This window comes from Ruegeria sp. YTSC230, assembly GCF_059609665.1.
In genome coordinates this window covers 1-13,577 of the sequence record NZ_JBXWMC010000012.1, presented here as the reverse complement: position 1 = coordinate 13,577, position 13,577 = coordinate 1, and the positions used below count along the sequence as shown (strand labels likewise).

General features: G+C 55.9%; 11 protein-coding genes and 1 tRNA gene. 8 read left to right on the top strand and 4 right to left on the bottom strand.

The window, feature by feature from the left end:
* Positions 1 to 419 precede the first annotated feature (419 nt).
* Positions 420 to 914, bottom strand: coding sequence for a hypothetical protein (locus AC2FD9_RS20105; RefSeq protein ID WP_496838573.1), 495 nt, complete (start codon positions 912 to 914; stop codon positions 420 to 422).
* A 224-nt stretch (positions 915 to 1,138) separates the two neighbouring features.
* Between AC2FD9_RS20105 and AC2FD9_RS20100 the strand changes: the two genes are divergently transcribed.
* Positions 1,139 to 1,224: transfer RNA gene (locus tag AC2FD9_RS20100), tRNA-Leu, on the top strand.
* Positions 1,225 to 1,232: 8 nt separating this feature from the next.
* Here the strand turns inward: AC2FD9_RS20100 and AC2FD9_RS20095 are convergent.
* Together AC2FD9_RS20095 and AC2FD9_RS20090 are read right to left on the bottom strand one after the other, a co-directional pair.
* The gene (locus AC2FD9_RS20095; protein ID WP_282119963.1) at positions 1,233 to 1,730 is read right to left on the bottom strand and encodes a hypothetical protein; all 498 of its coding nucleotides are present in this window, start codon (positions 1,728 to 1,730) and stop codon (positions 1,233 to 1,235) included.
* The gene (locus AC2FD9_RS20090; RefSeq protein ID WP_496838572.1) at positions 1,723 to 2,472 is read right to left on the bottom strand and encodes a helix-turn-helix transcriptional regulator; all 750 of its coding nucleotides are present in this window, start codon (positions 2,470 to 2,472) and stop codon (positions 1,723 to 1,725) included. The genes AC2FD9_RS20095 and AC2FD9_RS20090 overlap by 8 nt, the downstream gene beginning before the upstream one ends.
* 601 nt (positions 2,473 to 3,073) lie before the next feature.
* Between AC2FD9_RS20090 and AC2FD9_RS20085 the strand changes: the two genes are divergently transcribed.
* The 6 genes from AC2FD9_RS20085 to AC2FD9_RS20060 all read left to right on the top strand — a co-directional run bounded on the left by AC2FD9_RS20085 (position 3,074) and on the right by AC2FD9_RS20060 (position 12,209).
* Positions 3,074 to 5,725, top strand: coding sequence for a hypothetical protein (locus tag AC2FD9_RS20085; protein ID WP_496699762.1), 2,652 nt, complete (start codon positions 3,074 to 3,076; stop codon positions 5,723 to 5,725).
* A gap of 128 nt (positions 5,726 to 5,853) precedes the next feature.
* A complete protein-coding gene (locus AC2FD9_RS20080; protein ID WP_496838571.1) occupies positions 5,854 to 7,797 on the top strand; it encodes a type I secretion protein in 1,944 nt (647 codons plus the stop codon).
* A 248-nt stretch (positions 7,798 to 8,045) separates the two neighbouring features.
* Entirely contained in the window at positions 8,046 to 10,127 is a 2,082-nt protein-coding gene (locus AC2FD9_RS20075) for a type I secretion system permease/ATPase (protein WP_496838570.1), read from the top strand.
* Positions 10,124 to 11,476, top strand: a complete 1,353-nt coding sequence (locus AC2FD9_RS20070; protein WP_282119958.1) for an HlyD family type I secretion periplasmic adaptor subunit — start codon at positions 10,124 to 10,126, stop codon at positions 11,474 to 11,476. Before AC2FD9_RS20075 ends, AC2FD9_RS20070 begins: the two co-directional genes overlap by 4 nt.
* 72 nt (positions 11,477 to 11,548) lie before the next feature.
* Positions 11,549 to 11,920, top strand: coding sequence for a rhodanese-like domain-containing protein (locus AC2FD9_RS20065; protein WP_282119957.1), 372 nt, complete (start codon positions 11,549 to 11,551; stop codon positions 11,918 to 11,920).
* 100 nt (positions 11,921 to 12,020) lie between these two features.
* The gene (locus tag AC2FD9_RS20060; protein WP_058272333.1) at positions 12,021 to 12,209 is read left to right on the top strand and encodes a hypothetical protein; all 189 of its coding nucleotides are present in this window, start codon (positions 12,021 to 12,023) and stop codon (positions 12,207 to 12,209) included.
* On the opposite strand, the gene AC2FD9_RS20055 is transcribed toward AC2FD9_RS20060, so the two are convergent.
* The gene (locus AC2FD9_RS20055; RefSeq protein WP_496838568.1) at positions 12,210 to 12,968 is read right to left on the bottom strand and encodes an alpha/beta fold hydrolase; all 759 of its coding nucleotides are present in this window, start codon (positions 12,966 to 12,968) and stop codon (positions 12,210 to 12,212) included.
* A gap of 92 nt (positions 12,969 to 13,060) precedes the next feature.
* Between AC2FD9_RS20055 and AC2FD9_RS20050 the strand changes: the two genes are divergently transcribed.
* A complete protein-coding gene (locus AC2FD9_RS20050; RefSeq protein ID WP_496707093.1) occupies positions 13,061 to 13,435 on the top strand; it encodes a hypothetical protein in 375 nt (124 codons plus the stop codon).
* The last annotated feature ends 142 nt before the right edge of the window (positions 13,436 to 13,577 follow it).

Here is a 13,577-nt window from a genome sequence, read left to right as displayed (position 1 = left end):
GAGAATTTGGGGGCCGTTTTGGGGGCCTCTTTATACAACCGAATTAAAGTATCATTATTTTACAATAATCTAAATCGCCAATGGGGAGTCGTGTGGGCCACTAAATCTCTATAGCTTGCCGGAACGACCGTGTGAACAGATTGAATCTGTCCCATTCGGATTGGGGCGCCGTCAGCGCGCATGCCCTAGTTTTTGGTTGGCGGTTGATACGGTGAAACAAAATTCCAATTCGAATGGCGCGCGACACGCTTAGCCACAGAAGTTAGCATCGATCCGTCGGCCCTCGGTACTTAGGTTTTCCGGGTTCACCAAACCTCCCAAGATAACGATGGATGCGCGGCATCAAAGTAAATGTATTTAGCTTTGTGTTCTTGCAGGAGCAGTTTGCCAAAAAAGGCGACCTTATCGGTGCTTGATGTTCAGGTTAAGCCGATAGTAATGCCAAAGACGTAAAGGCTGGAGGGCTCGGTAATCTTTTGCATGAACTCAACCCAGTCCTCACTATACATCCGTTCGAATTGAACGGGATAGGCCCAAACCAGATTGTGGAACGTGAAAGTAGTTAACAAGACGCCAACTGTACTGGCGCTTGCGAACTCCTTTTGCTTGTCCCTGAGAAACATCGAAATGACCATACCCGCCATACTGGCCATCGCGATACCGATAAAATCCTGTGTGTTTACTTTGCCAGCTTCCGGCACACCTACCATTTGAAACTGAATAAAACGGGTCAGGAAAACCACTATGGAGCCAAGCACAAAAGCCCCAATGAACGCGCCTGGATAGGCGAGGCGTTTCCATATGCTATCAGTATTGGGTTTGGGATTCCTACTTGCCGTTTCTTTTGTGCGTTTATTTATCTGCGCGATACGATCATCAAAGGATTTTTGCTCAGTGCTCACGATGTAACTCAATTGCTTTTCTGCTTTGCAGCGTAGCCTAACTCCAAGTGGAGGTTAAGCAAGAGTCATGCAACCCAAGAGAAAGTGATTGATGCATCGCGGTGATGGAACGGCATGGGTAATGAAGGGGATACCCGGACGTTTTGACGCCGAAGTTTCTCAGGTGAAACGCATTGAATTCGTGATCTGTTGGCCTTACTGAGTTCCTGAGGCCCAACAGAGGCTTGGCACGCTGAGCGGGCGTGATGGAATGGTAGACATATCAGACTTAAAATCTGAAGGGCGTACGCCCGTGTGGGTTCGAGTCCCACCGCCCGCACCAGCGCTTTTCTAAGCCGGAAACCCAAGATCGTTAATCAGTTTCCACAAATCCCGATTCGCCACAGAAAGCTGGTCGACCACCTTTTCGATTTCTTGCATCGCACCCTCGTCAACCGTATCCTGGCGGCCCAGTTTGATGTCCGTCTTCCGGTCCGCAATGCGCATCAGAATGGTCTTTGGATTGCCGCTGTCGGGATCGAAGGAATAGATGCAATGGTTGTATCTGTTCCGAATTCCCGAAAGCTTGCTGAGACGCTGCGTGTGCTTAAGGATTGGGTCACGGATGTCTGGCGGACGGCCTTCCATCTTGGCCAGCCGCTCGACCAGATCAATTCTGGCGCGGGTCGTGTTCAGCGTCAGAAAGATGATGACCGAGATATCCTTGTTGGTGCGGGTCAACCCGGCGATCAGGTGAATCAACAGACTTTCCGTGTTGGTCCACATGTAGTTCAACTTTCCGACTAGCAGGATCAGGCGGTCAAACCGGGCTTCGAAATCGTCAGTCAACGGGCAGTTCTCTCGCTTCGTCCGGCGCAACCTCGAAATAAAACTGCGCAGCTGCGGTCCGGTTACTGACACCGATCTTACCCGCCACGTTGTGCATATGAAGTTTGACCGTGTGTTCGGTGATACCCAGGTTCGATGCGATGATCTTGTTGCTTTGACCTTTTGACACCAGTTTGAGCACCTGCTTTTCCCGGCGCGTTAGCTTTGAATATGTCGGGTGGAGATCGCTGGGCCTTGATGTCGTTACCGGCGCGCGGTTTGACGGCGTCGGTGCATGCGCTACGCAATCCGCAAGAAAACACGGCAGGTACAGCTCTTCATGTAACAGCAGGCGTAAAATAGACCTCCATACATCCGGCGCGACGTTCATCGGCAGGTATCCGATGTCGCCGAATTTGCTGCGATCCCACTTTTCGAATGCGAGCCGGGCAGCTTCTTCCTTGCGATAAGCAAAGGCCAAGCTGCCTGATCCCGCGATTTCCATATAGGTCTGCGGTCGGTTCAACAGATCGTCCAGCATCATCTGGTCGACGACGACCACCTTTCCCGCTCCAACGTCCAAGCGGCTTGGCGCGGGCAGCACGTCAATTGTTTCGATCCGGCGCGTGACCACGCCAAATTCGGTTTGAACACCATGGATCGTTTGGTCTGAATAGAAGAGCTCTTTGCCGACGAAATTGATCGAGAAGTCTTCGGGATTAGAATTGTTTGGAATAGCACTATCCTGAAACGGAATGCCCATTATTCCCCCCTTAATTAACCCACACCGCGAAAAATGCGGCGAAATTGTAACCAGTACTCGTAGTGCAGAATTTGAAGTGATTTACTGTATAGAGCTGCACTATAGCGGAAAGTACAAGTTTCATCAACGCTGATGGCAGGTTTGAAAAAAACAGTTCTAATACTTTCGGCTAGGTTACCTATACCACTTCCCGCTTAAGTAGAAGAAATCGTTGGCTTTCCTAAACTGCTGGTTTCAGTCTTGTCACGCAGGCGGACAAAGCGGGCATTTTTACCAACCATAGTTTTAGAGCAATGAAAACAAGGCACTGAGCGTTCTAGTGCTTTAGGGTAGCTATGCAGTTCGCCCTCGGCCTGTAACCATGAGTCTGCTTCTATTTTGAAGTCTTAATTCCTGATGTGTCGGCGAATCGCGCATTTCCGCGAGTCATAACCGCAGACACGAAGTCGGCTAAGCCGAGAAAGGAGGGTGGGAGATACTTCACTGAACGAGACCGCACACATGCGCGTTTTGCGCCTGAGTGTTTTTCCTAGTTTCAACCGCGCCAGTAGCCGTTTTGTAGATGAATGATGGCCCGTGCGCTTTATAAGTGGAAAATAATATGTCACGTGGACGTAATCAAAATCATAATAACGTTGTAGACGTCGAAGAAATTAACACCGGCGATGTCTATGTTCCGATTTATGCCGATGTCGATGTAGAAGAAGCTGACATCGAACTTGAAAACACCGAACAGAAGACCAAAGTCGACAACGAACAGGGTCAAGGTCAGGATCAAGAGCAAGCTCAGAAGACGAAGGTCGAAAATGAGCAAGGTCAGGGTCAAGACCAGGAACAGGGCCAAGGCCAGGATCAAGGCCAGCACCAGGGTCAAGGTCAGACCAACGGTGACAATGAAAATGACAACTCAAATTGGGTTCACATCGATTTCGGCGAAGAAGGTATGCCGAGCGATGATGATGTCGTTGACATCGACGCTAACGGTTCAGAATTTGGTGATGTGATCACCGCTGGTGGCGACATTGACTATGATCCCGGCGATGATCTGAACTTGGACATCGACATGAGCGGTACGACCACTGCAATGTCGGCGATCAACAGCCAGTATGCCAACCTGAGCGATGACGATACTCTTGAAAACGCCGAAGTGAACAACGACGGTACCTTCAAGCAGATGGGCGATGCCAAAGGCGGCGACGCATCTTCTGGCGACGGCATCAGCGCAGGTGCTGATGGCGGAAACTCTGGCGATGGTGGCGAGACCACTGCGGGTGACGCTTATGGCGAAACCTACGGCGGGCACACAGCGGCCTTTGGTGGTCATAGCGGTGATGCCGACGGTGACGGCGATGGCGGCAACGGTGGTGACTCCGGTGACGCACTGAACTTCGGTCTGGGAGTCGGACATTCTGCAGCAGATGCGGATGGTGACAGCACCGGCGGTGAAGGTGGCGACGCAGACGCTGAATCGGATGCCGAAAATGAAAGCGAAACCGAAGTCGACATCGAAAGCGATGGTGGCGACGGTGGCAACGCTGGTTCGATTGGACTTGGTGTTGGACTGGGCCTCTCCGGCGCCAGCAACGACGGAGAATCGGAAGGCGGAGACAATGACTCTGAAGCCGACACTGAAGTCGATTCCGAAGCTGACAATGAATCGGAAGCCGATGACGCAAACGGCGGAAGCGGTCTGGCTGGCAACCTTGGCGGTGCTTTGAACGAAAGCGAAACCGAAGCCGAAAACGGTGACTCCACATCTGGTGGTAACATCGGTCTTGGCCTTGCGGGTGCAGGTTCGGAAGCAGATGCAGATGCTGACGGTGGTGACGCTGACGGCGGTGACGGCGACGGCGGTGACGGCGACGGCGAGGGCGGTGACGGCGGTGATGCCGACAGCGGCAACGGTGACGGCGGCAACGGCGGCGACGGTGACGGCGGCAACGGCCCAGGTGGCGACGGCGACGCTGGTGAAGTAACTGCCGGTGAAGGCGATGGCGGCGACGGCGACGGCGGCGACGGCGACGAAGGCGGCGACGGTGACGGCGGCGACGGTGACGGCGGCGACGGTACTGGAGGAACATCCGGTCAAGTCGACGGTGCGCTTGCAGCTCTGAACCAGCAAAACGGCCTGATTGGTCAGAACAATGGCGCAGCTGGCGCAAGCAACGGCGGTGGTGACACCAACGGTGGCAACCCTGGTGTTGGTGGTGCTGGTGACGGCGGCAACGGCCCTGGTGGTGATGGCGGCGACGGCGACGGTGGTGACGGTGCTACTGGCGTTGGCGGCGATGCCCATGGTGGCAACGGCCCAGGCGGTACGGGTACTGGTGGTACTGGTGTCGGCGGTGCCGGTGCTACAGGTGTCGGCGGTGCAGCTGACGGCGGCAACGGCGACGGTGGCGACGGCACAGGCGCAGCTGGTGTCGGTGGTGCCGGAGGCGATGCTGGTGCAGACGGCGGTGAAGCTGACTCGCAAGCCGATGCTCAGGGCGTAGGTGATCAGGACGCCAAAGGTCCGGTCGTTACGCAATCGCCAGGCGACGCCAACGGTGAAGCCGACAACAACCAGAGTGCGGAAAACAATGCCGGTGACGGTGGAACCAACGATGTCGATGGTTGGGCACAGTCCAATGGTACCGGTACTGCGACCGCTGACGGTGTCGGTGGCGGCGGCGGTGCTGTCCAGCAGGACGCGATGTCCTCGGGCACTGGTGCCGGTTCTGCAGATGCGGTGAACACTGCCGGCGACGGTGGAATGTCCGACGTCTTCTCGGAGGCTGACACTGATGGTTCGGCTGACAGCATGGCAGAGGCCATTGCCGGGTATGGCGGCGACGCGATGTCCGACAACGACGCAACCTCGACCGGAATGGGCAGCGCCACTGGTGCAGCACAATCAGGTGTCGGTGGCGGCGGCGGTGCCGGTGCCGGATACGGTGGAACCTCTGGCAGTGCAGCAGGCACGGCTAACGGTGGTGAAACCTACGGTGCTGACGTCGATGGTGGCGCTGCTTCGGGTGCATACTCGGGTGCTGGCGGAACCGGCGGCAACGCTGGATCCTGGGGCACGGGCAACCAGGGCGACGGAATCGTCAACGGCGAGTCCTACGCTTCGGCAGCTGCCGTAGTCGACACATCGGCGTTCAACCAGTCGATCGTCATGGGTGCCAACGTTCTTGGCAACTCAGTCGATACGACCATGGTTGGTGGTTCGATGACCGCGACCCACAACAGCGACGACAACGACGTATAAGTCGCAGTCAGGGCCCGAATTATCGGGCCCCGACCATCTGATGAAACTGCCGAGGCCGCGACAGGTGGCCTCGGCACAACAAACCCAAAGCGGAAATTTTAGGCCGGGGCGGGGAAAAGGAAACCGATATGTCTCTCGACAGTATTACAGAAACGATTGCGCATTTTGTTGGAACCTTTCAGCTTACCATTGAACAGGCCCGCCTGCGGGAGCAGTACGAAGAATTTACCGCGCTTCGGCGCAAGAACGACTTGGACGAACTCGAAGACCCGATGTCCATCCGGGTCAAAGCAGATCTGAAACTCGATCCGGGCGACTATGATGCGCTCCCTTATATGCTTCTGCCGCCTCCTTCCGACCTACCTTTGCCGCCGATGCCCGACGGGCCGGTGGAGATGTCCGAACTGTTTTCCGGTTCGGCTTTTGGACTCGCCCCATACATTCCTGATGCTCAGTTTGGTGAAGCACAGACAGCTACATTGATTTTGGACCCACAGGTTCCGCCGCTCATCATCGGCTCGGCCGTGACCTATAACTTCCAGACAATTGTCATGAGCGACAACGACGTGGTCGGACATGGCGATTTCCGCGATGTCGAAATCCAGATCGCACAGGGCCAGCAGATGCTGGATGTCGCTCTGTCGATGCACGCTATTGCTACGCCTTCCCTGAATATTGAAGATTACAAGTCACTGGAATACCTAGAAAGTCTCGCCGAGCAGATGCAGTCGCCGATGATTTCGCAAATCGAAGGCGTGACCATCCATCAGTTCCACGGCGAAGACGCGCTGGGTGTTATCGTGAATGGCGAAGTGGTCGAGGAAATCCCGGATTGGAACGATCTTCTTCCGGCACATCATCAGACTGAAGAAGACGAGGACGAAAATGATGCGCCGGACATGTTGCCGGCCGAATGGGACCGCTCGGATGACGACGAGTTCGGCGAGGGCCATACGATCATTGCGGGCGGAAACCTTGCGGTCAACGAGGTTGCCATCACAGTAGCCTGGGTCGACGCGCCGGTCATCGCAGTGGGTGGTAAGTCCGTTAGCTTAACGGTTGTCAGCCAGGTGGCAGTCGTGTCCGACATCGACCAGGGTGAACCCGGTGTGCAAAGCGACACGAATGTGGTTCAGGCGTCATACATCGGGACCGAAGCCAACGAACAGTGGTGGCAAGACGACGATGCTGCAGAACCAGGTGCGGATCCGATCGTCTCGGTCACGTGGATACAAGGAGACTTGTGGGTCACGAACTTTATCAAACAGGTGATTGACGCCACCGATATCGACAAGATCAGCACGGAAATCTCAGCTTCGACCAGCTTGTTCACGTTGGGCGACAACGTTTTGAGCAACGTTACAAACATCGTTCAGTTGGGTAACTTCTATGACTTGATCATGATCGGCGGGAACATGATTTCGGTCGATATGCTGCACCAGACTATCGCGTTGCTGGATGATGACGTCTATGGCAACGGTAGCAAGCCGGCAGAAGGTGACGACAATCTGGTCATGAACCAGGCGTCTCTGACAACGACGGGCGAGGACACGGTTGAAGAGCTGGACATGGCCCATGCCGAAGCCATGCCGCTGCAGCAGGTTGATCGCGAGGCGTTTGAAGACGCGCTGACATCCAATCCCGATTATGCCGGAATGGAATTGATCCGCGTACTGAAGATCGAAGGCGATCTGGTACAGATCAATTCGGTCGAACAGGTCACATTGTTGCAAGATCAGGACGATCTTTCGGTTGATGCTGCCGCTGCCGTTGATGCGGTGGTCAACGGGGCCGGAAATGCCCTGTTAAATGCAGCCAACGTTACCAAAGTCGGTGTCGACTCAACGGTTATGGCGGCGGGCGGCGAGTATTCAGAACTGCTGTTGCACCAGGCCTCGTTGCTTGACATACCCGAAGTGCCAGACGCTTCTGAGTTGGCCAATGAGGCCATTGCTGTGCTTATGGAAGAGACTGCAGCGATTGGCGAAAACGCTATCGCACAGGCACAATCGAACCTTACGCCTTCTGAAATTGCCAGCACCGATGATGCGATGCAAACCATGTTGGCGTGAATTTTCTACCCGTTTAAGTCAAACCGTGTTAGCGTAAAGACTGTATTTTTTGCGAGTGCTCCGAAAGTTTTAAAATGTCGATTGTTTTTTCGTCGCGTCGTTCTCCTGATGCCAGCCCGCTTGATATTGAGGGCGTTGGTACTCCCGCGCAGCCAAATGGCAGCGATGGACCCCAACCAAAAACAGCTGAGGCGCAAAGCTTGCGCCTGAACAAAGAAATGCGTGTGCCAGATCCAAAGGACAGTCCAATGATGACTGCGAAAAAGGATGATGCGGTCGCCGCAAAAGCTGTGAAGCCCAAAAAGCAGGCGACCAAACCCAGATCGGAACCACCAATTCGTGCTGCGGCTTCCCCCCGGCGCGAACAGTCGCAGCCCGCTCAAGATCAGAATGCCCAGGGCCGCGACGCTGGGGTGGCCGAAGAAGCCCAAAGCCCCGATCCTGACACCGCCACGGAAACGACTGCGCGGGTGACCCCCCAAACGCGCTCGAAGGGCGGTGAACACATAGGTGCCACTATCGAGGCTAAGGCGAACGAGCCGATGCAACTCCGAAAAACGGGCGGAGGTGACGGCAATGGGCCACCCCAGACATTTCACAAGCGCACGCCGCCAGAGGATTTCCAAAATACGCTGCGCGTCTCTTTAAAGGCGATCTGGCGCAATCTCGCATTTGTTCTGGTTCTGACCTGCGCAACCAACATTCTAATCCTTGCCATCCCGATTTACTTGTTTCAAATCAGCGACCGGGTGCTGACCAGCCGGTCTTTGGATACGCTGATCATGCTGACCGCAATTGTTGCGGGGGCAGTGATCTTTCAGGCGGCCTTTGATGCGGTGCGACGCTTTATTCTGATGCGAACTGCGGTCGAGGTGGCCGCGCGGCTGGGCGCGCCGGTTTTGAGTGCGGCGGCCCATGCGTCGCTGCACGGCAACGGCCGCGAATACCAGACGTTGGGCGATTTGCAGCAAGTGCGCGGGTTCCTGGTGTCAGGGACGTTGATTTCGTTCCTTGACGTACCTTTCGCTCCGCTGTTCATCCTGATGATTTTCCTGGTACATCCGCAGCTTGGATCAATCGTCATCGTCACCGCGCTGTTGCTGATGATTATCGCGATAGTGAACCAGAAAATGACCGCCAAGCCCTTTGCCGAGGCGAACAAATCCCAATCTATGGCGAACCTGCACCTCGACTCGATGGCGCGCAACAGCCAGATCATCAACGCGTTGGCAATGATCCCCGAGGCGGTACGCATTTGGGGACGCGACACGGCTCAGTCCCTGACATGGCAGGTGCGGGCGCAGGACCGGAACGTGATTTTCGCGGCGATCTCGCGGGCTGTGCGCTTGCTGACACAAATCGCCATTCTGGGCTGGGGTGCGTATCTGGCGCTGCAGGGCGAGATGACAGGCGGTATGGTTATCGCCGCTTCGATCATCGCCGGGCGCGCCTTTGCGCCTATCGAAGGATCGATTGAAGGCTGGAACTCATTCCTGCTGACGCGGGCTGCGTTTGGTCGGATCAAAAACCTTCTGTCCAATTCAGCCCTTCAGTTTGAAAAGCTGCGCCTGCCACGTCCCGAGGGGCGGATGGATGTCGAACGCTTGCTTTACGTCCCAGGCGGCACCAAACGTGTTGTCCTGAATGGGATCAGCTTCTCGCTCAACCCCGGTGAAACGCTGGCCGTTATCGGCAATTCCGGCGCCGGCAAGACCACGTTGGGTAAAACGCTGGTTGGGTCGATCCTGCCGACATCCGGCAGTGTGCGTCTGGATCTGATGGACATCCGCAACTGGGACCCCCGTCAGTTTGGCGAGAGCATCGGGTATCTGCCGCAGGACGTTCAACTGTTCCCCGGTACGATCAAGGACAATATCGGCCGGATGCGTGCCGATGCGACAGATGAACAAATCCACGACGCGGCTGTTCTGGCTGATGTGCACAACATGATCGCCACTTTGCCGCAAGGATATGAAACCGTGGTTGCGGCTGATGGCTCTCCGCTGTCGGGCGGGCAAAAGCAGCGTATCGCACTGGCGCGCGCTTTCTTTGGCAATCCGCGCATGGTGGTTCTGGACGAACCGAACTCGAACCTGGATGTTGCCGGTGACCAGGCGCTGTCGCGGGCGATTGCGCAGGCCAAGGAAAGCAAGATCACCGTCGTGGTGATCACGCAGAAACCGACGCTGCTTAGTGTTGTCGACAAGATCATGCTGCTGACCGATGGTCGCGTGGCGCTGTTTGGTCACCGTGAGCAGGTGCTGCAACAGCTGAACTCCTCGCGTGGGAACAGACCCGGCATTCAGTCGCAGCAGGGGGGACCGGCATGAACGAACTTGTACCCGTAAACAACGATCCCAAGGACCCAACCGTTTGGTATGCCGAGGTTCCGCGCACGATCCACCGCTTTGTTGTAATCGGTATCGTTTTGCTGGTTGTCTGCTTTGGCGGGTTTGGCATCTGGTCTTTCCGTGCGCCACTGGCTGCGGCGGTGATCGCGCAAGGCAGTTTTGTGGCGACAGGGCAGAACAAGATCGTACAGCACCTTGAAGGGGGGATTATCGACGATATCAAGGTCATCGAAGGTCAGTCCGTTATCAAGGGGCAGGTTCTTATGACCCTTGACCAGACCTCGGCCGAGTCAAATGAACGCGAACTGTTCATCCGCATGACTCGTCTGCAAGCTATGACCGAACGCTTGTCGGCTGAAAATAATGAGCGTGATCGGCTGGAGTTTTCGCCGGAATTGATAGAGGCGTCTGACGATGTCGAGGTTATGGCTATCCTCGACGGGCAAAAGATCAGCTTTGATGTCTCTCGTAAGACATTGCTGAACGATATCGCTTTGCTGCAACGCAACATGGAAGCGTTGAAAATTCGTTCAAGCGGGTTTGAGGCGCAGTTGGAAAGCATGGTCCGGCGTTCGGAAATCCTGCAGGAAGAATTTGAAACCAAACAGGCCTTGTTCGAAAAGGGGCTGGTGCGTAAGGGCGACATCAACACGATCCGTCGCGTGCAGGCCGAGGCCGAGGGCCAACAGGCGCGGTTGACGGCTGAAACGGCCGAAATCAACCAGATGATTCTGAAATACGAAGAACAGATATCTCGCACACGTTCCGCCTATCGCGAGGCCGCTCTGGACGAATTGGGCGTGATTGCCGCTGATTTGGAAAGCGTCCGCGAAAAGTCCCGGCAGGCCCGTAGCATTCTGGACCGTGCGGTTGTTCGCGCTCCGGTCACAGGTACGGTGGTGCGATTGCATTATCACACTGCTGGTGGCGTTATCGAAACGGGTGAACCCATTGCGGAAATCCTGCCTTCGGATGCGCCCCTGATCATTGAGGCGCAGATTCCTCGGACGGAAATCGACAGTGTCGTGACCGGTCAGCAGGCGACGGTACGCCTTGTGGGGCTGAACCAGCGGACCACCCCAGTACTCAGCGGCGAGGTTTTCTATGTTTCGGCGGACGCGCTGGTCGAAGATTCGGCTGGTGTCATCCAAGAGGTCTATCTGGCGCGCATCTCGCTGGAACCCGATGAGATGGACCGCGTGCGTGGATTTGTTCCCACACCCGGAATGCCGGCTGAGATCATGATACAGACCGAGGAACGCACCTTTGCAGCCTATATCGCAAAACCTGTGACCGACAGCATGTCTCGCGCCTTCCGCGAACATTGATCGCCTTATCGGCCTGCTCTTTCCTGCGCCAGCGTGTTAGCCTCTGGTGAGATTCACCAGAGGGGACGCTTTATGCCATTGACTGTAGGCCAGATGATGGAGGCAGCAAACGCTGCCGTTGAACGGATTGACACAATCAAAGCAAAGGAACTGATCGGGCAGGGTGCTTTGTTGCTGGACGTGCGAGACGCGGTAGAGCTGCAGCAAACCGGCCGTGCGCAAGGCGCACATCATATCCCGCGCGGTATGCTGGAATTCCGCGCTGACGACACCCTGAAATCTCATGACCCCGAGCTGCGCAAGGACCGCGCAATCGTGCTGTATTGCGCGGCTGGTGGTCGTGCGGCACTGGCGGGCAAGCTGTTGAAAGATATGGGGTATGAAAAGGTTTACAACATCGGTGGGTTGCCGGACTGGGTCAACGGTGGCGGCGAAGTGACCTGATTCCTGACCTCTGTCCGTTGAAATCTGACGCAGATCAAGGCGTATAGCATACCAGTTGTCTAAAGCGATAATCGGGCTTCTGACAAAAGGACAACTGACGATGCTACGCCTTGCCTCTATCCTGTATACTTTGATCGCAACCGCTCTGGCCGGATCGGGGGTTATTGCCGTCCTGTCCGCGGGATTGGTGTCTACGGTTGCAATCGTTTCAGCAGCCGCGGCTGGCTGTGTGGCTGCCTTGCCAGTGTCTTGGTTGGTGGCGAAGAAATTGTACCAGAACGCAGCCTGATCAGGCGTTCAGGTAGGCCCTGACCGCGGCTTCGAACTCACGAGGTTTCTCGGCGTGCAGCCAATGGCCTGCGCCGGGGATTTTCGCAAATCGTGCGGCGGGAAAATGCGCGCGGATGGTGCTGCGATGTTCGGGCAGGACGTAATCGGAATTGCCACCGGACAAAAACAGGGCGGGGCCGTCCCAGGATGCAGCAGTTTCCGGAAAGCCCATGATTTTGGGCATCTCGGCCGCCAGCGTGTCAAGGTTCAGAAGCCAACGCTTCCCTTTGACTTCCAGAGATTGCGTGAAAAAGCTCTGCAACGCTTTTTCGACGCCTTGCGCCGCCAACTGGCCCTCGGCGTCCGAGCGTCTTTCAATCGTTGAAAAATCCACGGCTCGCATGGCTTCGATGAATTGGATTTGACTGTGCGTATAAGTAACGGGCGCAATGTCCGCCACAATCAGCTTGCGCACCAAATCTCCGCGACTCAGCGCCAGCATCATCGCGGCCTTACCACCCATAGAATGCCCGACAACATCCGCTTTGCCGCCAAGGTGCAGGATCACCTCGGCCAGATCTTCGGCCAGATCGGGATAACCGTGCTCATTGGTCCATTCACTGTAGGCGTGGTTGCGCATATCGACTGCAACGACCTGCCTTTCGTCACATAGTCGGCGCGCAATAACCCCCCAGTTTCGGGCTGATCCATACAGCCCATGCGCAATCAGCAGAGGAGGGCTCGAGGTCGGTTCACCGTGAATGATCGTGTTCAGCATTCTGGTTTGATACCTGCGTGCGTTTGAAACGACCAGCCCCCATTGTCGCCCCTGTGGGGTGAGGTTAGATTGCGCAGGCAGGAGGCCACGTCATGTCGCAAACCACAGATATCCAAAGCCAGATCGCGCAGACGGTGCAATTGCTGCGTGAAAAGCTGGGTGTAAAGGACCAGACGCTGACGGCTTCTGTCCGCAAGGCCAAGCGCCGATTGCCGCGCCGCGTATACAAGCAGGCCATGATGCTGGCCGGTGCGGAGCAGATGGCCTCGCACCCTAAACTGCGGTTGGTGCTGGACACTCCGAAACTGGCCAAGGCATCGGAAGAGGTTCAGACCCATCTGAGCGGTATAAACCTGGCCGATCGCCGCTGGGGTTGGTTTCTAAACTTTCTGGGGGCTCTTGCTTTGGGATTTCTGGCGCTGGCGGCTTTGGCCGTGTTTGTTCTGCGCTGGCGCGGTTACATCTGACTGCATTCCCAACAAAAAAAACGGCGCCCATTGGACGCCGTTCTGATTTGTGATCCCTGTGTGGATTACAGGTTTGGATAGATCGGGAATTTAGCGCAAAGCTCTGCAACCTCGGCTTTGACCTTGGCTTCAACCGCGCCAT

Bases quoted from the DNA above. Each gene is read 5' to 3' on its own strand.
- AC2FD9_RS20060 (WP_058272333.1), top strand. From the start codon at position 12,021: ATGCTACGCCTTGCCTCTATCCTGTATACTTTGATCGCAACCGCTCTG.
- AC2FD9_RS20055 (WP_496838568.1), bottom strand. From the start codon at position 12,968: ATGCTGAACACGATCATTCACGGTGAACCGACCTCGAGCCCTCCTCTG.
- AC2FD9_RS20090 (WP_496838572.1), bottom strand. From the start codon at position 2,472: ATGGGCATTCCGTTTCAGGATAGTGCTATTCCAAACAATTCTAATCCC.
- AC2FD9_RS20075 (WP_496838570.1), top strand. From the start codon at position 8,046: ATGATGACTGCGAAAAAGGATGATGCGGTCGCCGCAAAAGCTGTGAAG.
- AC2FD9_RS20085 (WP_496699762.1), top strand. From the start codon at position 3,074: ATGTCACGTGGACGTAATCAAAATCATAATAACGTTGTAGACGTCGAA.
- AC2FD9_RS20065 (WP_282119957.1), top strand. From the start codon at position 11,549: ATGCCATTGACTGTAGGCCAGATGATGGAGGCAGCAAACGCTGCCGTT.
- AC2FD9_RS20070 (WP_282119958.1), top strand. From the start codon at position 10,124: ATGAACGAACTTGTACCCGTAAACAACGATCCCAAGGACCCAACCGTT.
- AC2FD9_RS20080 (WP_496838571.1), top strand. From the start codon at position 5,854: ATGTCTCTCGACAGTATTACAGAAACGATTGCGCATTTTGTTGGAACC.
- AC2FD9_RS20050 (WP_496707093.1), top strand. From the start codon at position 13,061: ATGTCGCAAACCACAGATATCCAAAGCCAGATCGCGCAGACGGTGCAA.